We start from the raw sequence: 25,737 nt of genomic DNA, 5'->3' as shown, positions 1-25,737 counted from the left end.
CCTTTTTCTTTGTTTTATTCAAAAAAGTATCCTAGAATTTTTTTGAATTTAGATTCACCTTGTTTTTTGGCAGGGGCCTCTTGCGGCTGTTGTGTCTGCCTTGGTTTACGCGGCTCGTTTTGTTCTTGAGTCGGCATAGCAACATCAGGTGTCTTTGTAGCAGTGTTTTTCTGCATTCTCTCTTTTTTACATGCATGTTTAATCAAACCAACAGCTGTCGTATATTGTGGTTCACGAACTCCAATATAATTCGGCTCAGCCGTTCTGACTCGATTTTGGAAAATGTATTGCGCTAAATCTAGCACGCCAGGCATCTTCACACCACCGCCAGTTAGTACAAACCCTCCTGGTACATCTGAGAATCCAAGTCTATTTAATTCATCTTGGATCAACTCAAATATTTCAGTCATCCTTGCCTCAATTATATCTGCCAACATTAATTGATTACAAGGCTGTTGTTGGTCGCTGCCAATAATCGGAATTTGAAATACTTCCTCTTCAGAAGCATCATCATAAAAGGCATGTCCATGCTTAAGTTTAATCTTCTCTGCATCTTCTGTCGTCGTTCGAAGCACAATCGAAAGATCCTTCGTAATCGTTTCTCCACCAATTGGAATGACCGATGTATATTTCAAGTAACCCTGTTCAAAGATGGCTAATGTCGTAGAACCTCCGCCAATATCTACTAAGGCTACGCCAAGATCCTTTTCATCCCTCGATAACACAAGTGAGCCTGCTGCTAATGGTTGAAGGGCGATATCTATAATTTCTAATCCTGCTTTCTCTACACATCTTAACGAATTATGTAAAAGCGTGCGTAGACCTGTAATTAAAATACCACGCATTTCAAGCCGAACCCCAATCATACCTCTTGGGTCATTAATCTCATCTAATTCATCCACTTTGTAATGAATCGGCACAGTATCAATAATTTCACGATCCGACGGTATTGTAATCAGCTCGGCTGCCTCTTTAACACGCAGCACATCATGTTCTGTAATTTCTTTGTTCTCGCTTGAAACAGCTACAACCCCATGACAAGGCTGAAGATCCACATGGTTACCGCTAATGCCGACAACTACTTTTCGTATCTCCATTCCAATCATTCTTTCCGCTTGTTCAACAGCTTTTTGAATAGATTGAACGGTTTCATCTATATCGACTATGGATCCCTTTTTAAGTCCCATTGATTTGACATTTCCCACACCAATAATGTTTAATGTATCATTAACCATTTCCCCAATGATTACTTTTACACTGGATGTACCGATGTCGAGACTAACGTAAAATTCATTGCTGTTCATTCCATGGCACCTCCTTCAGTATTATATATTTTTTTGGAATTACAACGTTAACGTTTATATAGTAAGAGCAATTAATTATAAGCAAAGTATTTTCGTTCTTAACTTATTTGACAACCTTACTTTCTGCCCCGGCAAAAGGATATCCATTTTCTAGCAATAATAGATATTTCCTTAATCTATTCGTCATTTATAGCTGTTTCCCTTTTAAAAACGAACGATTTTTTCGTTTTTTTATAAGAAGTCAACCATTTTATCCAACTCATCCGAACATGAACGTAAAATTTCAAAAAGTTTTTTTGTCAAACACAGCCTATACTCAATACAAGTCTACACTAAGATTCACGTCTAGAAAAGATAAACATACGGTTGACACACGATTATAATAAACCTGTATATATTCTGATATATAAACAGAATGTGACACCGTATGAACGAATCTTCCTACCTCATTTCCTTCTAATAGGTACCATTTAAAGGAAATTTCAACACAAATTATACAATATAAGATCAAACGATAATAATCGCTATATCTTATTTCGGAATCTCTTATTACTTTTTTAATATATAATTTAGAAATTTCCTAGATTGCATTGATATTAGAAAGATATCCTTCTATTCCTTATTCTTCCTCTTTCCCTTCCTCTTGTTCAGGAGGCTGATAGGCTTTGAAAAATGAACCTACCTCTAAATCAATAATCCCTTTTACTTTAGGATCTAACTGATTTGCAATTGAGGGATAGTGCACCATTTTTTCAGAAAGAGTTTCGCTTGTCGCGCTTACTTCAAACCCGTCATTCATATACATTATAATATGATACGGATCCATTTTTGTTGGTTTATAATGAATTTCCGAAACCAAATTCTGGATTTCTTCTGGTAATTTTACCAATTCTTCCAACAAGCGATTCAAAGCTTTTCCTTCTTTGAAATCAATTAACACAGGAGCAAATACAGGGATTTCTCCTGACTCTAAACCATCTAATATCTCTCCATTTTCAAGAATAGGATAAAAATGCTTTCCTTTAAGCAAATAAGCCATTTTATTATGTTCTGATACTGTAATTTTAATCGAATTAGGAAACACAGGAACGACCTCAGCACTCTTAATTTCAGGATTTTCCTTTATATTAGCCGCAATTTGTGCTGTATCGACCTTCCATATACTTTGATTTTTGTTTATATTACTCAGCTTTGCAATCTGCGCCTTAGACAAATATCGATTTCCCTCTACTTCGACCGATTTTACATGGCTTAATGGTGATAGAAAGTATAATACGCAACCAACAAGAATAAAAAAAAGAGAGAGCAAAAATATTAAACGACGATTTGTTTTTCTCTTTCTTATCTTTTTCAGTTTTGGAATGCGATCCTCAATTGAAATGACTTTCCCTTTCTCCACCCCTTTCACCTCTTCCTAAAAAGTAAAATCAAACACCAGAAAAGCGACTTCGTCTTATTCAATTTAATTAAGCTCTACACCATCATTTATTTACAAGAATAGTTATTCAAACTCGACGATTCTTCATTTTCCGCAATTTATTATATCACAGTACATAAGTATGTTTATAGATTGTTCCATTATTTTCGACCAATTATTTCAACTTCTGTCTCCATCATAATTCCATATTGTTTAAACACGGTATCTTTTACATATTGAATTAAAGCTAACACATCTGCAGCTTTTCCATTTCCCGTATTTACAATGAAATTACCATGCATCGGTGAAATTTGTGCACCGCCAATGGAATACCCTTTTAAACCAGCCTCTTGTACAAGCTGTCCTGCATAATGAGGAAGCGGATTCCTAAAAATGCTGCCTGCACAAGGAAGATTGTATGGCTGTGTCTCTTTCCGATAGTTTTTATTGCTCTGCATTTTAGCTACAATTTCTTCCCGATTACCAGGTGTTAACTGAAAGATAGCCTCTAACACAATTCCCGGGCGTTTTTTTTGTAAAATAGATGTTCGATAAGAGAATTCCATCTCTTCTTGAGAGAGCCACGCAAGCGTTCCATCAGCAAATAAAACATAAGCCTTCTCTAATATCTCGCTCATATCGGAACCATGGGCCCCTGCATTCATATACACAGAGCCTCCAACTGACCCTGGAATGCCACTGGCAAACTCCAGACCCGCTAACCCTTTTTTACTAATTTGCACAGAAAGACTAACAAGCGAATAGCCTGCTCCAACTCGGATTTCCGACTCATTTATCTCCAAATGATCTAATCCTTTGCCCAATTTAATAAGGGCTCCTTCGATGCCAGCATCACTTACAAGCAAATTAGATCCTCTTCCGATTGCACGCCAAGGCACATTATTCTCTCTAATAATCTTCATCGTTTTTTCCAAATTTTCAATCGAAGAAGGTTCAATAAATAAATCCGCAGGTCCCCCCATTTTCATCGTTGTATGATTTGCAAGCGGTTCATTCACAAGAACTTTACCAACCTGTAAATCTCTTAATTGTTGTACAATTGCCTCCATCATAAAAATAAGCCTCCTCAATATTCCTTTTAGAAAAGCATCACTTGTCTCTCTAGTAAAGAAAGTCCATGTCTTTTCTTCCCCTTCAACTCTTTGGGGAGATTAAACGTTTTTAACGTATTAAAAGCGAAATGTTTCATCTACATTCCGACGTACAATTTAATTTACTAGCATGACAGACGTATCACTATTTTACATCGTTTTAGCCTCTTATACTATAGTCTAAACAGGGCATTAATGCCAATAATTCTATACAAATTCTCCATAATCTATATTGGTAATTTTTCCTGAATCTCTGTTAATCAATGATGATTGATTTAGACAGCGGCTTATAAAAAAAGAAGCTCTATATGAACAGAGCTTCTCCTTAAAAGCGGGAATAACGACTAATATTCAACAACACACCGATAGCCATAAGCATCAACGTTAACGAAGATCCCCCGTAACTTAAAAGAGGCAAGGTAATTCCGGTAACCGGCATCAATCCGGTTACAACGCCAATATTAATCATAACTTGAATGGCTACCATTCCAATAATCCCAACAGCCACAAGACTGCCATAAAGGTCTGGAGCACCTAGGGCGATGCGAATTCCTCGCCAAAGCATTAGAGCAAATAAAAAGAGGACGAGCGAGCCTCCAATAAACCCTAATTCCTCCGATAAAATAGCAAAGATAAAATCCGTTTGCGGCTCCGGAAGATAAAAGAACTTTTGCCGACTTTGCCCTAATCCAAGACCAAACAAACCTCCTGGACCAATTGCATACAAAGATTGAATCATTTGGAATCCGCTTCCAAGAGGGTCTTCCCACGGATCCAAGAAAGACGTAATTCGCTTTATTCGATACGGAGCCGATAATACGAGGACTACGAAACCTGCAACCCCGATTAAACCTAGCCCAACAAAGTGGCTAATTCTTGCTCCAGCAATAAAAATCATGACCATACACGTCCCAACCATAACTGTGCCCGTTCCTAAATCAGGCTGAAGCATAATTAACCCGAAAGCTAAAAAGACAAGGCCCAGTGATGGCAGCATCCCTTTTTTAAACGATGTAATCAGCTTTTGCCGTTCAGAAAGAAACTTGGCTAAAAAAGCAATCATCGCCAGTTTCATAAATTCTGATGGTTGAACTGAAAAAGCTCCAACGCCAATCCAGCTTCGCGATCCATTACGTGCCATCCCAATTCCAGGCACAAGAACAGCTAATAATAAAATGAAGCAAATAATAACCAGCAGCTTCGCCCACGTGCGCCACGTCCAATAATCGACATTCATAATAAAAAACATCGCGACAACGCCTAAACAGGCAAACAACAACTGACGCTTTGCAAAATAAAAAGAATCATCAAATTTATAATCTGCCCAAATAGCGCTGGCGCTGTATACCATAGTTAAACCGATGGCCAAAAGACTTAGTGTCACGATAATGAGAATTAAATCGGGATTAGATTTTTTTAATGGCACAGATAATCCACCTCTAAGAAGATTTTAGAGCCTTTTGCGAGCAACACCAGCTGAAGTCGTACATAGGCAGGCTATACTTTAGTCAAAAAAAAAGCGATAACCACCATTATCGCTTTTTTCTAAGATGTCGAAGTGAAAGCAATGCTGCTTTCTTCTGTAAAGCCCAAATACTTTCAATAAAAAGCTCTTACTTCAGCTTATGCACAGCCTCCATAAACATGTCCCCTCTTTGCTCAAATGTTTTATATTGGTCCCAGCTTGCACAAGCTGGAGAAAGGAGAATGCAGTCGCCTTCGTTTGATAATTCGAAAGCAACCGGAACAGCCGTTACTACATTATCGACACGTTTAATATTCGTTATTCCTATTTCTTTTGCTACACGTTCAATTTTCTCTGCTGTTTGTCCAAATGTCACAACAGCTTTCACGTTTTTCATACTCGCCTTCAATTCGTCAAACTCATTGCCACGATCCAGGCCACCGGCTAGTAAAATCGTCGGTTCTGAGAAAGACGTAAGCGCCTTAGAAGCAGCCAAAATATTCGTCGCTTTTGAATCATTATAAAATTTACGATTCTCTATTGTGGCTACATATTGCAAACGGTGCTCTACTCCATGAAACGACGAAAGTACCGATTGAATCGCTTCATTTGAAACGCCTTTTAATTTCACAGCAGATATAGCAGCTAAAACATTTTCCAAATTATGTTTGCCTGGCAGAGCAATATCCGCTGTATTCATCACTTTTTCACCGCGAAAATAAACAACACCTGCTTCTACATATGCACCTTGCTCCTGTTTTGTCGTCGCTGAAAATGGAACTAACTCCGCCTGTGAGCCAGCAGCCATGCGTCTTACTTCTTCTTGGTCTGCATTGTAAACGAAGAAATCCGCCTGTTGTTGGTTTTTTGTAATCGCTGCTTTCGCCTCTGCATATTCTTGCTTCGAGCTATGATAATCGAGATGAGCATCATATAGATTTGTCACAAGCGCGATTTCTGGGCGAAACTCTTCAATCCCCATTAACTGAAACGATGATAGCTCAATGACAATTGTATCTTCTGCTTTCGCCTCTTTAGCCACACCTGAAGCAACCGTACCAATATTTCCAGCAATTAAAGGTGACTTGTTCCCAGCCTTTAACATTTCAAAAATTAATGTGGTCGTCGTTGTTTTCCCATTCGTTCCCGTAATCCCAACAAAAGGAGCCTCACTAATTTGATAAGCAAGCTCTACTTCCGTAATAACTGGAATTCCTTTTTCTAAGGCTCCTTTTACAAGCGGGTTGCGATAAGGAATCCCAGGATTTTTTACAATTAGCTCAAATCCCTCATCCAATAACTCAATAGGATGGCTCCCACATATCACTTTAATGCCTTGCTCCAACAATCCTTGCGCTTCAGGGTTCTCAGACAACGGCTTCATATCATTTACCGTTACAAATGCCCCAAGTTTATGAAGAAGGGAAGCGGCAGTGACCCCGCTTTTCGCTAACCCTAATACCAATACTTTTTTTTGTGAATATTTTGCTGTTTCCTTCATTTTACACCCACACCTCTAAATAGATTCCGAGCACTGCACAAAGTAATCCTACCGTCCAAAACGTCACAACAACGCGCCATTCTGACCAGCCAGAAAGCTCATAATGATGGTGCAGCGGGCTCATTTTAAAAATTCTTTTTCCTCTTAATTTAAACGAACCAACTTGCAAAATAACCGACAATGTTTCAATAACAAAGACTCCACCAATAATAACAAGCATTAATTCTAAATTTGTTAACAGCGCAATTGACGCAATGGCTCCACCTAAAGCGAGCGAGCCTGTATCCCCCATAAACACCTTAGCAGGATGAGCATTAAAGACAAGAAAACCTAGTACCGCACCTACAACAGCTACAGAGAAAATCGCGACATCATATTGAGATTGATTCCAAGCAAGTACAGCAAATGCTCCAAAAGCAATGGCTGATGTCCCGGAAACAAGCCCATCCAAACCATCTGTTAAATTCACAGCATTCGAGAACCCAACAAGCCAGAAGATAACAATAAATACATAAAACCATCCAAAATCAATAGCAACATCCGTTCCTGGAATCGTTAAAGAAGGAACAAAATGATCGGCGCGTCGATAAATTAAATAAAAAATAACAGCAATAACGATTTGACCGAATAATTTTTGCTTCGATGTTAAACCGAGATTTCGCTTCATCACTACTTTAATAAAATCATCTAAAAAGCCTAATAAACCAAACCCTAATGTAACAAATAATAATAAATATGTTTCAAACGATGGTTCTGAAAATTTAAATGTCATCACGAGTGTCGCAATCGTAACCGCAAGCAAAATCATGATGCCGCCCATCGTTGGTGTTCCTGTTTTCTTCTGATGTGATTTTGGCCCTTCTTCCCGAATGCTTTGCCCAAATTTAAGCCTTCTTAAAAATGGAATAAAAATCGGGGAGAGCAGGACAGTAATTAAAAAAGCTACCAAAATCGTATAAAAAATCACTTGTTCCAACATTCCTTACTCCCTCATTCCTCATGCAATAAAATCATTTATTTGTTTAAAATTGCTTTCTTTGCTTCTTCACGGTCGTCAAAGTGCAACACTTGATTTCCTATTAGTTGATACGTTTCATGTCCTTTTCCGGCAATGAGAATTACATCACCAGCTTCAGCTTGTGAAACTGCATAGGCGATTGCTTCACGACGATCCTCTATTACTTTATACAGTTGGCCGGCAACGCCTGTTTCCATATCACGTAAAATTTGGCTTGGATTTTCGCTGCGCGGGTTATCGGAAGTAAAAATTGGAAGCGTCGCAAATTGACAAGCAATTTTAGCCATCAATGGACGTTTTGTTTTATCTCGGTCGCCTCCGCATCCAACAACGACAAAAATCTTTTTCTCCGCAAATTCTTGAACTGTTTTCAACACATTTTCTAAGCTGTCCGGCGTGTGAGCATAATCTACAATAACAGGAAATGCTTGCCCTGCTGAAACAAGTTCAAAACGACCCGAAACACCTTTTACTTCTTCGATTGATTGAATGCTTGCATCTAAATCTACGCCCGCACATAATGCTGCTGAAATTGCCGCTAGTACGTTATACACACTGAACTTACCCATAAGCTGCAGTTGCACGTGTCGCTCTTCATTCGCAAATACAAGCGTAAATGCGGTCCCTTTTGCCGAAATATGAATATCCTTAGCAACGACATCAGCTGGTTTGTCAATCCCATATGTCACAACTGTCGCTGCAGTTGCCTTAATGAAGTCTTCTGCTGCTTCATCATCGGCATTTAACACAGCATATTTAGGACGGTTCTCTATATAAGTATTTCCAAGCTGAGAGAAAAGCAAAGATTTTGCTTGTTTATAATGTTCCATCGTTTTATGAAAATCTAGATGGTCTTGCGTTAAATTAGTAAAAACTGCAATATCATAATCACAGCCATGCACCCGCCCAAGCTCTAAAGCATGTGACGACACTTCCATAATAGCGGTATCTACGTTTGCTTCAATCATTTGATGAAACGCTTGCTGCAACGTTACACTATCGGGTGTTGTATTTTTCGTTTCATACGTTTGATCAGCGATTTTCGTATACATCGTACCGATTAACCCGGTTGTTTGTTGTTGGTCACCAAAGATTTTCTCTAAAAGATGGCTCGTTGTTGTTTTGCCATTTGTGCCAGTAATGCCAATTAAGCGCAGCTTTTGTGTTGGATGACCGTAAAAAGCATCGGCCAGTACCGCCATTGCCCGCTTTGTATCTCGAACAACGATAACGGGTACCGGTAAATCAAGCGGTCGCTCAGCAAGAATGGCACTTGCTCCATTGTCTACGGCAGATTTCGCGAACTCATGGCCATCAACGGTGTACCCTTGAATACAAACAAATAAACTACCGTCCTTTACTTTACGGTTATCATTCTCTATCGAGGTAATGTCCGGATTAGCCCCTTCATATTTAACTAAAGCATGTAAATAAGATAGTAATGTATGTAGCTTCATTTTTCTCCATCCCTCTCAACTTTATCTGAGGATTTATTATAGGTGAACCATTACACCTTGTCGAGAAAAGCATGTATCATTGCTTTTCTATTGTAGACTCTTCAGCCTTCTTAACTGTTTCCTTTAACTATTTTATTTCCAAACAAAACCTCCACTCCCTAAACTGTATTATTCAGTTTAGGTTATCGTAAAACAAAGCGGCTGATGTTTCAGCCGCTTCCACTAACCATGTTTATTTTATACTTATTCTGTATTTTCGCCAAGATAAATTCGTATTGTGGCCCCTTCTTTTATTTTCACACCTGCTTCCGGTGCTTGTTTAATAACATAATCACCTTGTCCAGCAATATCGAGCTTTAAATCAAGCAGCTGCGTTTGTAATTCGTTTTTCGTCATTCCCACAACATTAGGTACTTCAATCATGACAGGGTCGTTCCATTTCCGCTCTTTTTCAATTTGATTTTTTCGCGGCTTCACATCAAGAGCATGAAGAGAGTCTTCCATGATTTTCCCAACGATTGGAGCGGCAACTACACCACCAAATTGTACAGTCCCTTTCGGATTATCTACAGCAACATAAATAACGACTTCTGGCTTGTCTGCCGGGGCAAATCCAATGAAGGAAACGATATGATTATTTTCCAAATAGCGGCCATTTTCTGCTTTTTGAGCCGTTCCTGTTTTCCCGCCAACTCGGTAAGATTCTACGAAAGCACCGGCTCCGCTTCCTTTCGCTACAACCGATTCAAGAGCACGGCGCACTTCCTTCGATGTTTCCTCGGAAATAACGCGCCTCTTCGCTTTAGGTTTTTTCTCCATCACTACTTCCCCTGTTGTTGAGTCAATTAGTTCCTTCGCAATATAAGGTGTATACAGGATGCCGCCATTGACCGCTGCAGAAACAGCGGTTACCTGTTGAATCGGAGTCACAGATACCCCTTGTCCAAACGCTGTTGTAGCCTGCTCAACCGGGCCAACTCGGTCCATATTAAACATAATCCCTGTACCCTCTCCAGCTAAATCAATACCTGTTTTTGCTCCAAAGCCAAAATCTTTAATATATTGAAACAGCTTGTCTTTTCCGAGCCGTTCTCCTAATTGAACGAAGCCGGGGTTGCACGAATTTTCAACTACTTCTAAATAGGTTTGTGAGCCATGCCCGCCCCTTTTCCAACAACGTAAAGTTGCGCCTGCTACTTCGACATGTCCTGGGTCAAAAAACGTATCTCTATCTAAATTGACCTTGCCTTCTTCAAGAGCCGCTGCCAGTGTGATAATCTTAAATGTCGAACCTGGCTCATAGGAACTCCATACTGGTAAATTTCGATTATACACTTCAGATGGTACTTCCTGGAAGTTGGCTGGATCAAAAGATGGTCTACTCGACATCGCTAAAATTTCACCTGAATTCGGGTCCATCGCAATCGCAATGATGCCATCCGGATTATAGGTCGCCTCTGCATTATCAAGTTCTCGCTCAACAATCGTTTGAATTTTGCTATCAATCGTCAGCTTTACATCATTGCCATCAACAGGCGCTTTATAATCATCTGCCATATTTTCGAGTCTTTTTCCTTTAGCATCTGAGTAAAATTTCACATAGCCTTTTTCACCACTTAATTCTTTATCGTACGTCAATTCAATGCCCATTAAACCTTGATTATCTGAACCAGCAAATCCAAGTACATGTGATAAATAGGAACCAAATGGGTAATGCCTTTTGGAGTCTTCTGCAATATATACTCCCTTTAACCCTAGCGCTTTTATTTTTTTCGCTTTTTCATGAGAAATCTTCCGTCCTTCTGGAATACGAACACTCATCGTCTTCTTTGTCACTAATTCGTAGGCTTTTTGTTTGTCCATATTTAATATAGAAGCAAGTTGTTCCGCCGCTTCGCCCGGGTTTTCGATTTGCCTTGGAATGACGTATACAGTCGGAGCTGAAATATTAGTCGCAAGCTCTACTCCATTACGATCCAATATTTCACCGCGCTTCGGTTCGAACGGAATATTCCGGCTCCACAAATCTTCAGCCAAACTCGTTAACTCGTTGCCACGTAAAAATTGCACAATTCCTAGGCGAATATCGATAATAAAAAAAATTACAATCCCTGCTGCTAAAGCAATCGCCAGCCGTTTTCGCACCGTTACATTAGAAACTCGCAAAAACAGACACCTCCATTCACACTTGCTACAATATATGCTTGTCTTACAGACGGTAGACTAAGAAAAGCAAAGTCGAATGGATCACGACGAAAAAGCATCAGCTTACGCCAATGCTTTTTCGTTAAAACTTTTGTTTATATAGCTGTCTATATGAGTACACATGCGTTAATCATGCACTTCTTCTTTATCTGGTTCCTTGTTCTCGACGATTTCATTCGGTTTTGTTAGTTCAACAATAAGATAATCGCCCTCTTTCATCGTCTTACCAGCTTTCATATTTTGTTTTGTCACATAACCAGTACCTGCTGTATTTAATTGTACACCGCTAATATTAGCAACCTTCATAACATCCCGCAGCGACCAGCCTTGCATATTAGGTGCCTTCATTTTCCCTTCCGTTCGGAAAATAATTTTCTCACCTGACAGTAAAGTAGACCCTGCTTTCGGAGCTTGATCGATGACTTTGCTTCCATCGCCAATTGTCACTACTTCATATCCTAATTGCTTGAGCTTTTTTGTAGCAGTTTGAAGCGATTGGTTCGTAAAATCTTCAAGCTCAGTCACTGTTTGTTTTTCTATATTCGTTGGTTCAATATTTAAATATTGCAAACTATTTTGCATAACTGGTTTAAAAATCTCTGATACCGGATCTGCTCCTACATAAGAAGTACCTAATTGCGGCTGCTTAACGGCCACATACATAACAAGCTGCGGATCATCCTTTGGTGCCATTCCTAAAAAGGAAAACACATAGTTATCCCGTCCAACCATATAACGTCCATCTGCTCCAGCAATTTCAGCAGTCCCTGTTTTCCCGGCCACATCATACCCTTCTAAAGCATATGGCTTACCTGTTCCTTTTTTAGCTGTCACAACCGTTTCTAAATAATCTCGAACTTCTTTCGCCGATTTTGCCGAAATAGGCTGACCAACTACTTTCGGCTTTGTTGTTTTCAACACTTTCCCATTGTCTTGATTAGAAATACTTTTAATGACGTACGGTCTCATCATCTTGCCATTATTAGCAATCGCTGATGCAGCTTGAATTTGCTGAATTGGTGTGATTGTTGACCCTTGACCAAATGCCGTCGTAACCTTTTCAATTTTATATTTATATTGAATCTTTCCGATAATTTCATTTGGCAAGTCAATACCTGTTTTGTTATCAAAACCAAATTTCGTTAAATATTCACGAAACGTATCGGCACCGATTTTATCCATAGCAAGCGTTGAAAAGGCAACGTTAGAAGAGCGTTGAACTCCTTCTAGAAACGTCATCGTTTGTCCTGCCGGTATCCCGCTGTGGTCTCTAGGTGATTTGGACCCGGGTACATTGTAGCTTCCAGACACATACGTCGCATTCGGATTAAATACTCCCTCTTCCACCGCGGCTGCTAATGTAAAAACTTTCATCGTTGATCCTGGCTCGAAGCTTTCTTCAATGGCTAAATTTCGCCAAGTATCTGTCAAACCTTCCTTCGTAACAGGATGAAAGCTTGGTCGTTGTCCCATTGCAACAATTTCCCCTGTTTTTGGATTAGAAACAATCGCAATGATTTGACTAGGTTTATACTTTTCTTCAACCTTTGTTAAAGCGTCCTCTAATACCGTTTGAACCTTCTTATCAATCGTTAACGTAACATTCTTTCCATTTTGGGGAGCCGTCACCTTTTCTTGACTATCCGGCAATAACATGCCCCATGAATCACTATCAAAGGTAATCTTCCCATTCTTCTCTAGTAAATCATCGTTCATATACCGCTCAATTCCAAATTTCCCCACTGTATCTCCTGTTTTTTCATCTTGTTCCACATAACCAATTAAATGAGAGGCAAACACACCATTTGGATAAAAGCGTCGGTTCTTCTTTTGGAACGTAATGCCAGGCATCTCCAGCTCTTCAATCTTCTGTTTCGTTTCGTGTGTTAAATCACGTCCCGCCTTTCCAAACTCCACTTGAAATAGACCTTTTTTAGTCAGACGTTCATAAATGTCCGACTCATCCATTTCAATGAACTTAGCTAGCTGCTTTGCCGTCTCTTTCGGATTCTTAACATGCTCTTTCTCTTTTTCACTCAATATCGCGATTAAGGTGAAAGACGACGTATCCTCTGCAATGACTTCCCCATTTGTATCTAAAATATTTCCTCTTTTTGCTTCAAGCACTTGTTCTCTCTCATATTTCTTATCCAGCTTGGATGCCAGCACTTCTCCACCAGCGACACCTGTTGCCTGAATATAAATAAAACGAATCAGTAAGACAAAAAAGAGCAGGCCGAAAAAGAAAAATAACCCGGCTGCCCCTCGCTTCATATTTTTTTGTTTGAGCATTATTCCTGCACAACCTTCACGTTATTATCATTACGTTTAAGGCCAAGTTCTTCAGCCTTTTTCCATAATCTTTCATAACCACTTAATTCTTTAACCTGTATTTTTAAATCTTCATTCGCTTTTGTTTGCTTTTCAATAGAAACTTCTGCTTGCTGAATATCTTTATTTACTTTATAAATAGCAGCCTGATTAGAAATCATTTTGACACTAACAAATGCCACCATTGCAGCAAGGGCACATAGCAAAAATAGTTCACCAATTGAAATTTTGCTTTTCCGAACGACAACTGTCTGAACAGTTTGTCGCTGCTGTTCAGGTTGTTGCTCCTGAATTTTTTTAGCAAACGAGTTCATTCCACTCACTCCTATTGCGTATCATTTGTTTACTGCTTTTCTGCAATTCTTAACTTAGCTGACCGCGAACGATTATTCCCTTCTAATTCAGCTTCTGAAGGTAAAATCGGCTTTCTCGTAATCAACTTCAACGTTGGCTTAAACTCATCAGGAACAATAGGCAAACCAGGTGGAAGGTCAGGTAGGGAGCTAGCAGCTTTAAATACCTTTTTACAAATACGATCTTCTAATGAATGGAAGGTAATAACAGAGATTCTACCACGAGGGTTTAACATGGATATGGCTTGTTCTAACGAATCTTCAAAAACACCTAGCTCATCATTTACTGCGATTCGAATTGCTTGAAACACCCGCTTAGCTGGATGTCCTCCTTTACGTCTTGCAGGGGCTGGAATCCCTTCTTTAATAAGGTCAACTAATTCAAATGTAGTCGTAATTGGTTGTTTGGCACGAGCAGCTTCAATCTTTCTTGCAATCTGTTTAGAGAATTTCTCTTCTCCGTATTGGAAGAAAATGCGTACTAAATCCTCATATGACCATGTATTCACCACATCATAAGCAGAAATAGAAGCATTTTGATCCATTCGCATATCAAGTGGGGCATCATGCTGATAACTAAACCCTCGCTCTGGTGTATCTAATTGCGGCGAGGAGACACCTAAGTCATATAAAATACCATCTACTTTGTCCACTCCACGCGCCTGCAGTTCTTCTTGTAAATATTTAAAGTTATTTTGGATGAGCACGACGCGATCATCATATGCACGTAATTTCTCTTTAGCATTTTGGATAGCGGTAATATCTTGATCAAAGGAGTATAGCTTTCCCTCACTAGATAACTGCGAAAGCAAGTATTCACTATGTCCCGCTCCTCCAAGTGTACAATCCACGTAAATTCCATCCGGTTTTATATTCAAACCATCAACCGTTTCTCTAAGTAGCACAGTCGTATGTTGAAACATTTTTTTCATCCTTCCAATCGATTAATTGAGTCCCATTCGGGTCGCCTTAAATATCAAAGCCGATCATACTCTCTGCTATTTCAGCAAAAGAGTCTTCTGATGTTGCAAAATAGTCTTCCCAAAGGGGCTTGCTCCAAATCTCAATTCGATTGGACACACCAAGAATTACACATTCTTTTTCCAATTGGCCATATGAAATAAGCGGCGCTGGAATATTAATTCGGCCTTGTTTATCTATGTCGCATTCTGTTGCAGCTGAGAAGAAAAAGCGAGTAAAAGAACGGGCATCTTTTTTCGTTAATGGCAACGCCTTTAACTTTTCTGTGAGAAGATTCCACTCCGCCATGGGATAACCAAACAAACACTGATCAAGACCTCGTGTCAACACAAATTGTTCACCTAGGTTGTCCCGAAATTTTGCAGGAACAATCAACCGCCCTTTGGCATCAATGGTGTGATGGTATTCCCCCATAAACATACCCAATACCCCACTTTCTACTATCAATGTACCACATTTCTCCACTTATCTCCACTTGTTTTAAATTTAAATACTTTGGACCTACCATTTTCCATTAAATGTTGATTATAGGATAAACAAGCACTACTAATTACGCTTATATACTTAAACAATCCTCCGACATGCAAAAAGAGACAGGCTCAAAACCTGTCTCTTCCTATACATATATAAGTTTATGCTGATTATTAAAGCTATACGAAAGCTCCATCAAATCCTGTACAAAATCCGGCCCATATTTATTTAAATAATAAAAGATATTCCAAATTCGTTCCTGAGGAGAATGTAGTGGATACAAAGATTGAGCGATTCGATCGTATTTACGAACGACAACGGCATTCTTTTCTTTCGTGCTCGCTTCCATTTTTCCATAGATAAAGTCTAACTGTTGCTCAATAAAAAAGCGGTTTTTGTGCAGTAAAGATTGAAGTCCTTTATCTAGTTCAACAGCATGCTCTGATAACTGTTGATGATTAACTTGTAAATCTCGCTTCATCTTGTCATACAACTGTTCAAGCAGCGGATCTTTAACAGATTCCAAATAACTTTCTTTTGCTTTGTCTGTTCCTTCTATTAAAACTGTTTCAAGCTCCAAGTCAACTTCCTGAAGGTCTGTTTCAATCCCGCGCTCTACTAGCGTAATATTAAGCCTTGGCACAATCGGCGGCATTTTCATCTCGAATAAATCGAAAGCCCGCTTTAATTCAGCCCAATAAGCAATTTCGCCTGGACCTGAAATAAAAGCTAGTACCGGAAAGAGCATCTCCTGCATTAACGGGCGTGTAACAACATTGTTACTTAACCGCTCCGGACTATCTTTCGCCGTCTGTAAAAGTTCTTGTTTTGTAAAACGCAATTCACCATTTTTCCCAATAATTTGCCCATTGTTTCTCTCTAACAAGCAGCGGTCTTTCTTCTCTGGATTGTAATAGAATAAATTAACAGCGTTCGCATCCATTTCAATCATTCGTCGGTATCCTTGCTCTTGAATGAACGCTTGTTGCGCACATACGGCTGCCGTAATATCTTCATGACGCTCTACCATTTGCGTAAAAAATTGCGCCTCTAATTGTCGTAACCGCGGATCTGCTGCATCGATTAACAATAAACCATATTCATGAAACCATTCATGGATAAGTGCCGAAAAGAAATCAACAAATGTTTTCGAACGACACAAAATAGTCTTCATATTGACAAGCAGCGCACTTGTATAATTTGTCTCACCGTACGTTTCGATAATCTCGTCAAACCACTGTTGCATAACCTGTGCGTCTAATTCAATATCAGAAACCATCGTTTTAAACGGCTGATAGGAAGGATATGTTTTCTTAGTCGGTTTCCCCTCTTTCATCACATAGACATGATTCACTTCTGCTACGTCATGGTCTTCCCCTGCAATCCAAAAGACGGGAATAACTCTTTTCTTAAGCACTTCTTCTTGCTCTTTGGCCAATTTAATAATCGAGATTACTTTATGAATCGTATATAATGGACCTGTTAATAAACCAGCTTGTTGTCCACCTATTACGACAACGGACCCCTCCTTACGCAAATCCGAAATACTCTTCATCACAGCTTCACTTTTTGGCAATCTTGCCATATAGTTCTCTATATAATCTGCCACCTCTTGGCGCAGAAACGTTCGATTCATTAATTCTTTATATCGATTATGGTACATGTCTTTACTAGACAAATCATAGTGGAAATAATCTTCAACTTCGAGATGCCCTTGTAAATAATCCGAAGCAAATCGATTTAAAGATGGTAACTCGAGATCTTTCATCTCCATTTATGTACTACTCCCTCTCTCTGCATCTTCAGTACTTTTGAGTATAGCACGCTATGTCAAAAAAATAAAAAAAGTTGCCTAACAGCCGAATTTTATGCAACACTGCTGAAAGCTTCACTAAATGATTCAACTAGGTTAGGTTATACAAGAATTCATTGCTTGCCCTCATAACCTTACTTAACATTCGATAATATCCATCGTTAAGCTTTTGTTTAACATAGTTCAAGTCGTATGTACTAACAGGTTATGCAGTATTAGAAGATGAATACCCCTAGAATTCTAGTAAATAACCCATACAAGACAAGGGCACAATACGTACAAAAAAAGCATGCAAAGTTTAATCTCCAAAACCCTTTCAGAACCTTTGAAAAAACAATTTCCTGTTTTACCTTATAGTGAACAAGGACAACTGTACAGGCGATCGTTAAAACAATCAACATTAACACCCAAAAAAGCTGCTTATTCCAAATCACCGTAATCAAATAATTAACAGCAAAAATAAAAAATATAGTACTTAAATCCATTGCAATACGAACAGACCTGCGATGGTTTTTTGTCATTTGCTTTGCCACAGTAAAAAAAACGATATATCCGAGAATCGGTAATGTTACGAATGTTGCCACGAATGCGGATACAACAAACTCCACTACTATCAGCCTTCCTTCCGTTCTTTACCTTTAATCATCGTATAAAGAAAATCAATCAAACGATGTTCCTGTCCATTTTGTTTGGCTTGTGAAAGAACGTATCCTAAAATGGCTTCAATCTCTGTTTGACGTCCATGCTCTAAATCTTTCAGCATGGACGAACGATTTTCTGATGTTCCTCGACATACGGCCTTCACATGCTCTAATGTTTGTCCCGGATTGTCTATATGCAAAATCGACGCTAGTTCCTGAAAATAGGTGTCCATTAACTTGGCATATGCTGCATTCGTAACAAGCTCTCCATTTGGCACACCTAAAATAGCCGTCAACGGATTAATAACCGCATTGACAATCAACTTCTCAAGCAACATAGAATGATAATCCTTATACACTTCAAATGGAAAGAGCTCTATCGATTCATGTCTAAACGGCAATTCACTTTCATTCCCTCGAAAAACAGCAAGCTTTGTTTTACCTGCCCCTGTATGTTCAACTGTATGTGAATCATGCTTTAAAGCTCCATGCTCAACGACCCCAACAAAAAGAGAAGGTGAAGCTAGCTTATTTAGAAATTCAATATGTCCATAACCATTTTGCAAAAATAACAGGGGCTGCTTACAATATTGAATCGACGAATAAATGTCGGAAAGCTGATATTGCTTAACCGTGACAATCACCAATTGTGCATCTTCCACATTTTTTGCTAATTTTTTCGCGGCGATTGTTTTCGTTTGCACCTCTCCGTTCCTCATAAAATTTAATCCATCATGATTTAAACGCGCAGCCTGTTCTTCCGTTCTTGTATATACGGTTATGCTATGTGATTGACTCAAATAATTGGCAAACAATAAACCTATTGCTCCGCCTCCAATAATCGCTATTTTCATAAATTACCTCCATAATTATTCCTATTTTATCACATTTAACCTAATCACTTATAGTACAGAAGAAGATATAGGTTTGTAAGAATAAGAGAATTCCCTCTCAACAAGCAACCTATTTTAATTCTATGCTTTAAATAAGGAAGGATAAAATAGAATATGTTATACTAGTAGTGAAGCGTTTTCTTTTTGGATATAGGTTTTGTTGAATAACGTTGTGGATTTGTGACTCATTTAACTTTCAGCAGAGCTGAAAGGCATGTGAAACCACGTTTTCACACCGAATAGGGCAAAAATTGTATAAATCAACCATATTCATGAACATAGCCTTGATATAAACATAAATAAAGAGCGCTTTATTCTTTACAACTAGATAACAAATGGGGTTTATGGAAGATATAAGGGGGAGCTTTAGATGGAATACAAAGTGGAACGCTTACTCGTGAATTTCAAAACGCTTGAAGAATTTAAGAAATTCAAAGAATACGGTATACAAGAATTATCTATGCTCGATGATTTAGAAGCAAATATCATTGAAAACGATAGTGAATCACCATTTTACGGCATTTATTTCGGAGATACACTTGTTGCCCGAATGAGCTTATATCAAAAAAGCGCGAAGTTCGATGATTACTTTGACCAGAAACAAGATTTTCTTGTGCTATGGAAATTAGAAGTACTTCCGAATTATCAAAAGAAAGGCTACGGAAAAGCTTTAGTAGATTATGCTAAAAGCTTTCATCTGCCAATTAAAACAAACCCGAGAGTTCAATCACAAGCTTTTTGGACAAAAATGGGCTTTGAACCAATTACTTATGATATGGATCGCGATCTTGGTGAAAATCCACTCGTATGGCGTCCATAATTGCGCAATCGTCTGCAAAATAAAACTCGTGGCTAAGAGGTTGCAAAAACTCCCCTTAGCCACGAGTTTATTTATTTATTTACTCTCTCAAGGTTCCCGTTTTTATCCATTTGAAACTTCACTTTTGAACTTGCCGGATCATCTTCATGAATAATGAGTTTCCTAGCACGCTCCATAATATGCAAAAGCGCTCGATAATCTTCTTCCACAACAACAAGTTGACTTTGTAACACTTTAATTTCCTCACGCAATTGCTGATTTTCTCGCTGTAAGTCCCCAAGCTCTTCAGCCCGTTGCTGCTTTTCCTGCTCATATAGTCGAGCCGTTTCATCCATTTTCTTTAAATAGGAAACAATTTCTTGAAACGAAACCGAATCACTCGTCTTATTCTCCTCAACAAATTCTACTTGTTGAGTACATTCATGCATATTCTCCATTTCTCGTTCTAGCTTTTCTTCTAATCGTGCATCCCTCTGACCTTTATTCTCTTTTCTCTGCTTCTTTGCGAGCTCGATTCCCGATTTATATTGCTTACGAACAAAAGAATTCCAACGAAAGCCACAAGCTGCAGGTGTTCTAGACAATTGTTTACCCACTTCTTCAAATGCTCGAAGTTGAGTGCTGCCTTCTCTAATATACCTTAAGACAACTTCAGCCAACAATAAATCTTCATCTTGACTCCATGCATCTTGTCTCGCAATTGACATCTCTCTACCCCCAAAGCAAGTTTTTTCTTCATATATATGTACTTACTAGAAAAGATAGAAGAGAAAAGAGTAAACTAAGTCAGATTATTTTGTTTTATTTAAAAATGAGTCAACTGCTTGATGATGAGCATCCGTTTCCCATAACTTTGCACATTGTCTGCTTTCCATCTCCATACGCCCTTTTAAACCCGTCTCTTCCCATTTATTAATTAATAGATTTTTGTAAGCCATCAATACGCCTACCTCACGAGTCAGAATCGTATCGACAAAGCGCTCCCATTCTTCTAAATCTCCTTGAATCACTTCATCAATAAATCCTAATTCTTTCGCTGCCTCTGCTGTATAAATGGTTCCATTCAATAGTAGCTTCATAGCTGATTGATAAGGGATTTTCTCTAATAAAATCGAAGCGCCGCCCCATCCTGTTGTAATCCCTAACGATGCTTGAACAAAACCTAGCTTCACACCGCTTTTAGCAAGTCGAAAATCACATGCTGAGGCAATCTCACAGCCCCCTCCAACTGCACTACCATTCAGCAAAGCAATAGTAGGCTTTTTGAATACAGCTAATTTATATAAAATCGCTCCCATTTTAGACAGCATTCCGTAAGATTCTTCCTCTGTATAAAGCGAATGAAATTCAGCTAAATCGCCACCCGAACAAAAAGCGCGATCACCATAGCCTGTAATCACAACTACTTTTACATCATTATCTTGGGCTGCTTGGTCAAGTGCAGCTTCAAATTCTTCCATCAATTGATAACTAACTGCATTTCTTTTTTCTGGTCGATGTAAAATAATTTTCATGTAACCGCGTTCATTTTTTTCCACTAAAACCGTCTGACTCATACCTTCACCATCCTAACTAATTAATCACTCTTCTATTTTACACCATTCATTGAACATTCTGTGAATTTTTATTTAACTTTTTCCATTTTAAAGTTATATTCTACTTTATATTAAACATAGCAAAAGCAAAAAAGCACAGAGGATATAATCCCTGTGCTTTCATTAGCATATTGCTCGATGTAATATAAAGAAATTATTTGTTAACAACTTCTTTTCCGTTGTATGTTCCACATTCTTTACAAACACGGTGTGAAAGTTTCATTTCACCGCAGCTTGGGCATTCTACCATACCAGGTACAGATAGTTTGAAGTGTGTACGACGTTTTCTTTTTACAGTTTTAGACGTTCTTCTAAAAGGTACAGCCATTATTCCCACCTCCTTAAAAAATATAAGAAATCCATAAAAATCAGATTAACTGACTTTTATACTTTCAATTAAGATTCTTTATTGTTTTCAAAAAAATCGGCAAGCTTTGCGAATCGAGGATCCACTTTCTGTTTGTTTTCTTCTTCAGAAATAACGGTCCAGTCATTTCCAGATTGAGGAGCAGCTTCTTCTGAGTTAACATCCTCACAAAAAACTTGCATCGGTATTTCTAGCAATAAATTTTCTTTAATGACTGGCAAAAGATCCACAACATCACCTTCTACAATTGTCACATCATCTCCATCATACTCGATGCCTGCTGTTTTGAATAGAAAAGTTTCTGTTGTTTCAATATCAATTGGGTAGTTGACATCTACCAGCGTTCGGGAACACGGTAAAATAAATTTACCCGATAGATGCAAGTGGAAAGTAACTTTCGTCGAACCAATATCTGCTCTTCCTGTTACTTTCATCGGTGAAACGTCGCGAATCTGCGGGTCTCTCTCCTTAATGTCTGTAACATCCACTATTTCATCAATTTGCAAATGTTTGTCCCGTATTTTTTGAAGTTGACTAATTGTCCATTTCAAATGAAATCACCTCAAGGCAACAAAAATAATTATAGCTTTCAATTATTCGTTTGTCAATATTTTTTCTTTACACTATAATGTAGTCATTCTAACGAATGTTGGAAGCTTTACGAATGATACTTATGATGTTGAATAAATACTTCAAACTATACTTGAATTTCTATTTTAGCATGTAGAAACCAAATTACAAACTTTTTCAGTGAGGTGACCTTAATGAAGGCTGTTGGTGTAGTTGTCGAATACAATCCATTTCATAATGGACATGCCCTACATATTCAAGAAAGTAAGAAACAGACTGAAGCTGATGTAGTCATCGCTGTAATGAGTGGTTCATTTTTACAACGTGGTGAACCTGCACTCGTTAATAAATGGGCACGAACAGACATGGCCTTACGCGGCGGCGTAGACCTTGTTATCGAGCTTCCTTATCGTTTCGCAACAGCCAACGCTGAATTATTTGCTCGCGGCTCCATTAGTCTGCTTGAGGCTATGCAATGTAATGCGTTCTGCTTTGGCAGTGAAGACGGAAAGATTGCTCCGTTTCTCGATACCTATCATTTGCTTCAAGAAAAAGAAGCAGAATACAAAAGTGCGTTAAAAACGTTTTTAAAAGAAGGAAAGAGTTATCCAGCAGCTGCTTCCCTTGCTTTTCGCAGCCTTTCATCCAATGAAAGGGGACTAGATCTATCACAGCCAAACAACATTCTTGGCAAAGAATATGTGCACGCTGCTTTATCAAACAACTACAAAATAGAACCTTTTACAATCGAGCGGGTAGCAGCAGGCTATCACGAAACAACGCTTCACGATAAAGCGATTGCAAGCGCTACAGGCATTCGAAAAGCGATTATCGAACAGAAACAAAGCATGCAGACGATTTCCAGCTATGTACCACATTCAACCCTTGCTATTTTAGAAACATATATTACTTATTATCAAAGCTTTCATCATTGGGAATTGTACTGGCCGCTTCTTAAATATCGAATTCTTACTTCTTCTGCCGCTGAATTAGCGTCCATCTATGAAGTAGAGGAAGGCATTGAACATCGATTATTAGATATAGCTAAACACTCTAGTACATTCCAACAATTTGTGACACAAGTGAAAACAAAACGCTACACATGGACGCGTATCCAACGCATATGCACTCATATTTTGACGCATAGCTTGCAAGCCGAAATGGAGGCTTTGTCCTTTCCATCATACCTTCGTTTACTCGGAATGACGGAAAAGGGCCAACAGTATTTACAATCGGTCAAAAAAGAGCTGCCTCTTCCTTTAATTTCGAAAATATCAGCCTACAACGATGCTGATATTACACCAGATTTACGTGCGACAAACGTATTTGCCCAAGGCTTAACAGAGCCTTATCAAACCGAATTAATAAAGCGGGAATTCGCCGCACCGATTCGGCTCAAAGTTTAACAATTGTGAGAGAACACTATTGATGAACAATAAAAAAATAAGAGACGGAAAGTCAAAGTCCGCCTCTTATTTTTTATCTTCTAATGTTTCTAAATAATGCAGGGCATCTGTAAAGTGATCAACTGGAATAATCTTCATCTTCGTATTAATATCTTTCGCCGCCACTAATGCCTCTCGATAATTGGAATGAGGAGCTCCTTCCTCATTAGGTGCAAAGAAAATATCAGCACCTGATTTATCAGCCGCGACAATTTTCTGTTGAATGCCTCCAATAGGCCCTACTTTTCCTTCTTCATCAATCGTACCTGTACCTGCAATTTGATAACCTTGCGTTAAATCCCCTTTTGTTAATTGATTATAAATTTCTAAAGAAAACATTAATCCTGCCGATGGTCCACCGATTTGCTCAGAATCAATAGACACTTTTGGAACGGTTATGACTCTCGTAGCATCATCAAGAGAGATACCTAACCCTACTTGATTCGGTTTATCTTTAAACGCTTGCAAGGTGATTGCTGCTTGTTTCTCCGTTTCTTCTCGCTTATAAACGATGTCAACGGTATCCCCTGCTTTTTTCGTAGCAATATAATCAATGAATTGTTGCGAGGACTCAAAACTTAAGCGATCGACTTGAATAATTTGATCACCCGCTTTTAAAATTCCAGCCGCTGGCATATCCTCGTGTACATCTAAGACAAACACACCCAGATACTGATAAGAAAACTCTTTCCCAGCGTGGTCATAAGCCACTTTAATGGCATGATTTTTCGAAGTATCCATTAAATGCAGCTGCCTTACATTATATTCTTCATCCGTTTCATCTTCGCCTCGAACGGATGCCTCTGGATAAATTTCTTGATAGTCACTCCATTTAGCAAGCAAATACGAATAAATATTTGCTCTTCCCATTCTAACCGTTGTGAGCATGAAGCTCCCTTCTGCTCGATCACCGCCAGAAACTTCAATAATCGGTTCTAATTCTTTCGCCATACCAGGCTTTGTCACATAATACGGCAAATAATAAAATGCAGAGGCAAGAATAAGCAAGGCAACCACTAAAGTAGTGTTGACATACGCTTTACGGCTCATTTTTGCAAGACTCCTTCCAAGATGCAACACACGATTTAATGTAATCGACTTTCTGTCTAGCTGCTTCTTCTCCAATACTAATTATTTCAGATATATTTGTAAATGATTTCGAACTATATTTTTCCACTCGCGGACGAATCATGACATCGGAAGCAAACTCTCTATTCTCGACCAATTCCATTTGTAAAATATCAAGGCTTTGCATAATCACATCATAAATAGACGTAATCTCTACCTCCTGATTAATATGCGAAACATCTACGCCAATAACGATATCTGCTCCCATTTGCTTTGCAACCGAGACAGGTACCCGATCAACGACACCTCCATCAACTAATAAATGATTATTAATTTTCTCCGGAACAAAAATACCGGGTATCGAAATACTTGCGCGAACAGCCGGAGCAATCGGCCCCTCCTGAAAAACAACCTTTTCTCCTGTTCGAATGTCAGTTGCTACAACCGCAACAGGTATATCTAATTCTTCTAACTTCTTTCCATATGTAAATACACGAATTAATTCTTTTACTCGCTTCCCTGCAACAAAACCCATTTTCGGAAACGTAAAATCTAAATAATACTTCCTTTTAAATACACGCGATAGTTTATAAAGCCGCTCAATATCTGAACCTGCTGCAAATAAAGCACCAACCATCGCTCCCATGCTGCTCCCTGCAATTAAGTCAATAGGAATGCCCTCTTCTTGTAATACCCGAATCACACCTAGGTGAGCAAAACCTCGCGCACCACCCGAACCAAGCGCTAATCCAATCTTCGGTTCTCGCAATGCTATTCCTCCTCAAATTGTCTCATTCAAAATTATTGTCTTAAAGCGGTTCATACAAGCATATTGTTTAAACAGGATAAAATGATTAGCTTCGATTTAGTAGATTATTTTTTATCTCGATTTTCCCACTTGTATAAAACT

23 protein-coding genes are annotated in these 25,737 nt (G+C 38.7%); 2 read left to right on the top strand and 21 right to left on the bottom strand.

Features of this window, described 5'->3' with window-relative positions; all coding sequences use genetic code 11:
• Positions 1–14 precede the first annotated feature (14 nt).
• The 15 genes from ftsA to ACE199_RS01660 form a co-directional block, all read right to left on the bottom strand.
• The gene (gene ftsA / locus ACE199_RS01730; protein ID WP_375348326.1) at positions 15–1,304 is read right to left on the bottom strand and encodes a cell division protein FtsA; all 1,290 of its coding nucleotides are present in this window, start codon (positions 1,302–1,304) and stop codon (positions 15–17) included.
• Between the two features lie 619 nt (positions 1,305–1,923).
• Positions 1,924–2,703 carry a cell division protein FtsQ/DivIB gene (locus ACE199_RS01725; protein ID WP_375348325.1) on the bottom strand — a complete coding sequence of 260 codons (780 nt, stop codon included), beginning with the start codon at positions 2,701–2,703 and terminating at the stop codon, positions 1,924–1,926.
• 179 nt (positions 2,704–2,882) lie between these two features.
• Positions 2,883–3,791: a UDP-N-acetylmuramate dehydrogenase gene (murB, locus tag ACE199_RS01720; RefSeq protein WP_375348606.1), complete on the bottom strand. Its 909-nt coding sequence runs from the start codon at positions 3,789–3,791 to the stop codon at positions 2,883–2,885.
• 367 nt (positions 3,792–4,158) lie between these two features.
• Positions 4,159–5,259 carry a stage V sporulation protein E gene (gene spoVE, locus ACE199_RS01715; RefSeq protein WP_375348324.1) on the bottom strand — a complete coding sequence of 367 codons (1,101 nt, stop codon included), beginning with the start codon at positions 5,257–5,259 and terminating at the stop codon, positions 4,159–4,161.
• Positions 5,260–5,446: 187 nt separating this feature from the next.
• Positions 5,447–6,799: a UDP-N-acetylmuramoyl-L-alanine--D-glutamate ligase gene (murD, locus tag ACE199_RS01710; RefSeq protein ID WP_375348323.1), complete on the bottom strand. Its 1,353-nt coding sequence runs from the start codon at positions 6,797–6,799 to the stop codon at positions 5,447–5,449.
• A 1-nt stretch (position 6,800) separates the two neighbouring features.
• Positions 6,801–7,778 (bottom strand): phospho-N-acetylmuramoyl-pentapeptide-transferase, encoded by a 978-nt coding sequence (mraY, locus tag ACE199_RS01705; protein ID WP_127759706.1) that lies wholly within the window; start codon positions 7,776–7,778, stop codon positions 6,801–6,803.
• 35 nt (positions 7,779–7,813) lie between these two features.
• On the bottom strand, positions 7,814–9,274 hold the full coding sequence (locus ACE199_RS01700; RefSeq protein ID WP_375348322.1) for a UDP-N-acetylmuramoyl-L-alanyl-D-glutamate--2,6-diaminopimelate ligase: 1,461 nt from the start codon (positions 9,272–9,274) through the stop codon (positions 7,814–7,816).
• A 243-nt stretch (positions 9,275–9,517) separates the two neighbouring features.
• Positions 9,518–11,440 (bottom strand): stage V sporulation protein D, encoded by a 1,923-nt coding sequence (locus ACE199_RS01695; RefSeq protein ID WP_375348321.1) that lies wholly within the window; start codon positions 11,438–11,440, stop codon positions 9,518–9,520.
• Positions 11,441–11,605: 165 nt separating this feature from the next.
• On the bottom strand, positions 11,606–13,771 hold the full coding sequence (locus tag ACE199_RS01690; protein WP_375348320.1) for a penicillin-binding protein: 2,166 nt from the start codon (positions 13,769–13,771) through the stop codon (positions 11,606–11,608).
• Positions 13,771–14,124: a cell division protein FtsL gene (gene ftsL / locus ACE199_RS01685; protein WP_119116657.1), complete on the bottom strand. Its 354-nt coding sequence runs from the start codon at positions 14,122–14,124 to the stop codon at positions 13,771–13,773. Before ftsL ends, ACE199_RS01690 begins: the two co-directional genes overlap by 1 nt.
• 29 nt (positions 14,125–14,153) lie before the next feature.
• Positions 14,154–15,086, bottom strand: a complete 933-nt coding sequence (gene rsmH, locus ACE199_RS01680; RefSeq protein ID WP_127759702.1) for a 16S rRNA (cytosine(1402)-N(4))-methyltransferase RsmH — start codon at positions 15,084–15,086, stop codon at positions 14,154–14,156.
• 46 nt (positions 15,087–15,132) lie between these two features.
• The gene (mraZ, locus tag ACE199_RS01675) at positions 15,133–15,564 is read right to left on the bottom strand and encodes a division/cell wall cluster transcriptional repressor MraZ (RefSeq protein WP_127762482.1); all 432 of its coding nucleotides are present in this window, start codon (positions 15,562–15,564) and stop codon (positions 15,133–15,135) included.
• A gap of 196 nt (positions 15,565–15,760) precedes the next feature.
• Entirely contained in the window at positions 15,761–17,389 is a 1,629-nt protein-coding gene (gene bshC / locus ACE199_RS01670; protein WP_375348319.1) for a bacillithiol biosynthesis cysteine-adding enzyme BshC, read from the bottom strand.
• A gap of 254 nt (positions 17,390–17,643) precedes the next feature.
• A complete protein-coding gene (locus ACE199_RS01665) occupies positions 17,644–18,036 on the bottom strand; it encodes a DUF3397 domain-containing protein (RefSeq protein WP_127759700.1) in 393 nt (130 codons plus the stop codon).
• Positions 18,037–18,041: 5 nt separating this feature from the next.
• Complete coding sequence (locus tag ACE199_RS01660; RefSeq protein ID WP_375348318.1) at positions 18,042–18,923, bottom strand: 2-dehydropantoate 2-reductase; 882 nt, start codon at positions 18,921–18,923, stop codon at positions 18,042–18,044.
• Positions 18,924–19,332: 409 nt separating this feature from the next.
• Here ACE199_RS01660 and ACE199_RS01655 point away from each other — a divergent pair, with 409 nt between their 5' ends.
• Positions 19,333–19,782, top strand: a complete 450-nt coding sequence (locus tag ACE199_RS01655) for an N-acetyltransferase (protein ID WP_375348317.1) — start codon at positions 19,333–19,335, stop codon at positions 19,780–19,782.
• A 71-nt stretch (positions 19,783–19,853) separates the two neighbouring features.
• Here the strand turns inward: ACE199_RS01655 and ACE199_RS01650 are convergent, their stop codons facing one another.
• The 4 genes from ACE199_RS01650 to ACE199_RS01635 form a co-directional block, all read right to left on the bottom strand.
• Entirely contained in the window at positions 19,854–20,489 is a 636-nt protein-coding gene (locus ACE199_RS01650; RefSeq protein ID WP_252294125.1) for an RsfA family transcriptional regulator, read from the bottom strand.
• Between the two features lie 84 nt (positions 20,490–20,573).
• Entirely contained in the window at positions 20,574–21,338 is a 765-nt protein-coding gene (locus ACE199_RS01645) for an enoyl-CoA hydratase/isomerase family protein (RefSeq protein ID WP_375348316.1), read from the bottom strand.
• A gap of 193 nt (positions 21,339–21,531) precedes the next feature.
• Positions 21,532–21,705, bottom strand: coding sequence for a 50S ribosomal protein L32 (rpmF, locus tag ACE199_RS01640; RefSeq protein ID WP_119116200.1), 174 nt, complete (start codon positions 21,703–21,705; stop codon positions 21,532–21,534).
• Between the two features lie 68 nt (positions 21,706–21,773).
• Entirely contained in the window at positions 21,774–22,295 is a 522-nt protein-coding gene (locus ACE199_RS01635; RefSeq protein ID WP_127759696.1) for a YceD family protein, read from the bottom strand.
• A 213-nt stretch (positions 22,296–22,508) separates the two neighbouring features.
• Here ACE199_RS01635 and ACE199_RS01630 point away from each other — a divergent pair, with 213 nt between their 5' ends.
• Positions 22,509–23,720 carry a nucleotidyltransferase gene (locus ACE199_RS01630; protein ID WP_375348315.1) on the top strand — a complete coding sequence of 404 codons (1,212 nt, stop codon included), beginning with the start codon at positions 22,509–22,511 and terminating at the stop codon, positions 23,718–23,720.
• A gap of 66 nt (positions 23,721–23,786) precedes the next feature.
• On the opposite strand, the gene ACE199_RS01625 is transcribed toward ACE199_RS01630, so the two are convergent.
• Both ACE199_RS01625 and ACE199_RS01620 read right to left on the bottom strand, forming a co-directional pair.
• Positions 23,787–24,809: a SepM family pheromone-processing serine protease gene (locus tag ACE199_RS01625; RefSeq protein ID WP_375348314.1), complete on the bottom strand. Its 1,023-nt coding sequence runs from the start codon at positions 24,807–24,809 to the stop codon at positions 23,787–23,789.
• Positions 24,799–25,596 (bottom strand): patatin-like phospholipase family protein, encoded by a 798-nt coding sequence (locus tag ACE199_RS01620; RefSeq protein ID WP_127759693.1) that lies wholly within the window; start codon positions 25,594–25,596, stop codon positions 24,799–24,801. Before ACE199_RS01620 ends, ACE199_RS01625 begins: the two co-directional genes overlap by 11 nt.
• Between the last annotated feature and the right edge of the window lie 141 nt (positions 25,597–25,737).

The sequence above is a fragment of the Peribacillus sp. Hz7 genome (assembly GCF_042136355.1).
Classification (GTDB): Bacteria; Bacillota; Bacilli; order Bacillales; family DSM-1321; genus Peribacillus; species Peribacillus asahii_A.
This window is presented reverse-complemented; position numbering and strand designations above follow the sequence as displayed.

Coding starts and splice junctions, on each gene's coding strand:
- ftsA (WP_375348326.1), bottom strand. CDS start 1,304: ATGAACAGCAATGAATTTTACGTTAGTCTCGACATCGGTACATCCAGT.
- murB (WP_375348606.1), bottom strand. CDS start 3,791: ATGGAGGCAATTGTACAACAATTAAGAGATTTACAGGTTGGTAAAGTT.
- murD (WP_375348323.1), bottom strand. CDS start 6,799: ATGAAGGAAACAGCAAAATATTCACAAAAAAAAGTATTGGTATTAGGG.
- mraY (WP_127759706.1), bottom strand. CDS start 7,778: ATGTTGGAACAAGTGATTTTTTATACGATTTTGGTAGCTTTTTTAATT.
- ACE199_RS01700 (WP_375348322.1), bottom strand. CDS start 9,274: ATGAAGCTACATACATTACTATCTTATTTACATGCTTTAGTTAAATAT.
- ACE199_RS01690 (WP_375348320.1), bottom strand. CDS start 13,771: ATGCTCAAACAAAAAAATATGAAGCGAGGGGCAGCCGGGTTATTTTTC.
- ftsL (WP_119116657.1), bottom strand. CDS start 14,124: ATGAACTCGTTTGCTAAAAAAATTCAGGAGCAACAACCTGAACAGCAG.
- rsmH (WP_127759702.1), bottom strand. CDS start 15,086: ATGTTTCAACATACGACTGTGCTACTTAGAGAAACGGTTGATGGTTTG.
- mraZ (WP_127762482.1), bottom strand. CDS start 15,564: ATGTTTATGGGGGAATACCATCACACCATTGATGCCAAAGGGCGGTTG.
- bshC (WP_375348319.1), bottom strand. CDS start 17,389: ATGGAGATGAAAGATCTCGAGTTACCATCTTTAAATCGATTTGCTTCG.
- ACE199_RS01660 (WP_375348318.1), bottom strand. CDS start 18,923: ATGAAAATAGCGATTATTGGAGGCGGAGCAATAGGTTTATTGTTTGCC.
- ACE199_RS01655 (WP_375348317.1), top strand. CDS start 19,333: ATGGAATACAAAGTGGAACGCTTACTCGTGAATTTCAAAACGCTTGAA.
- ACE199_RS01650 (WP_252294125.1), bottom strand. CDS start 20,489: ATGTCAATTGCGAGACAAGATGCATGGAGTCAAGATGAAGATTTATTG.
- ACE199_RS01645 (WP_375348316.1), bottom strand. CDS start 21,338: ATGAGTCAGACGGTTTTAGTGGAAAAAAATGAACGCGGTTACATGAAA.
- rpmF (WP_119116200.1), bottom strand. CDS start 21,705: ATGGCTGTACCTTTTAGAAGAACGTCTAAAACTGTAAAAAGAAAACGT.
- ACE199_RS01630 (WP_375348315.1), top strand. CDS start 22,509: ATGAAGGCTGTTGGTGTAGTTGTCGAATACAATCCATTTCATAATGGA.
- ACE199_RS01625 (WP_375348314.1), bottom strand. CDS start 24,809: ATGAGCCGTAAAGCGTATGTCAACACTACTTTAGTGGTTGCCTTGCTT.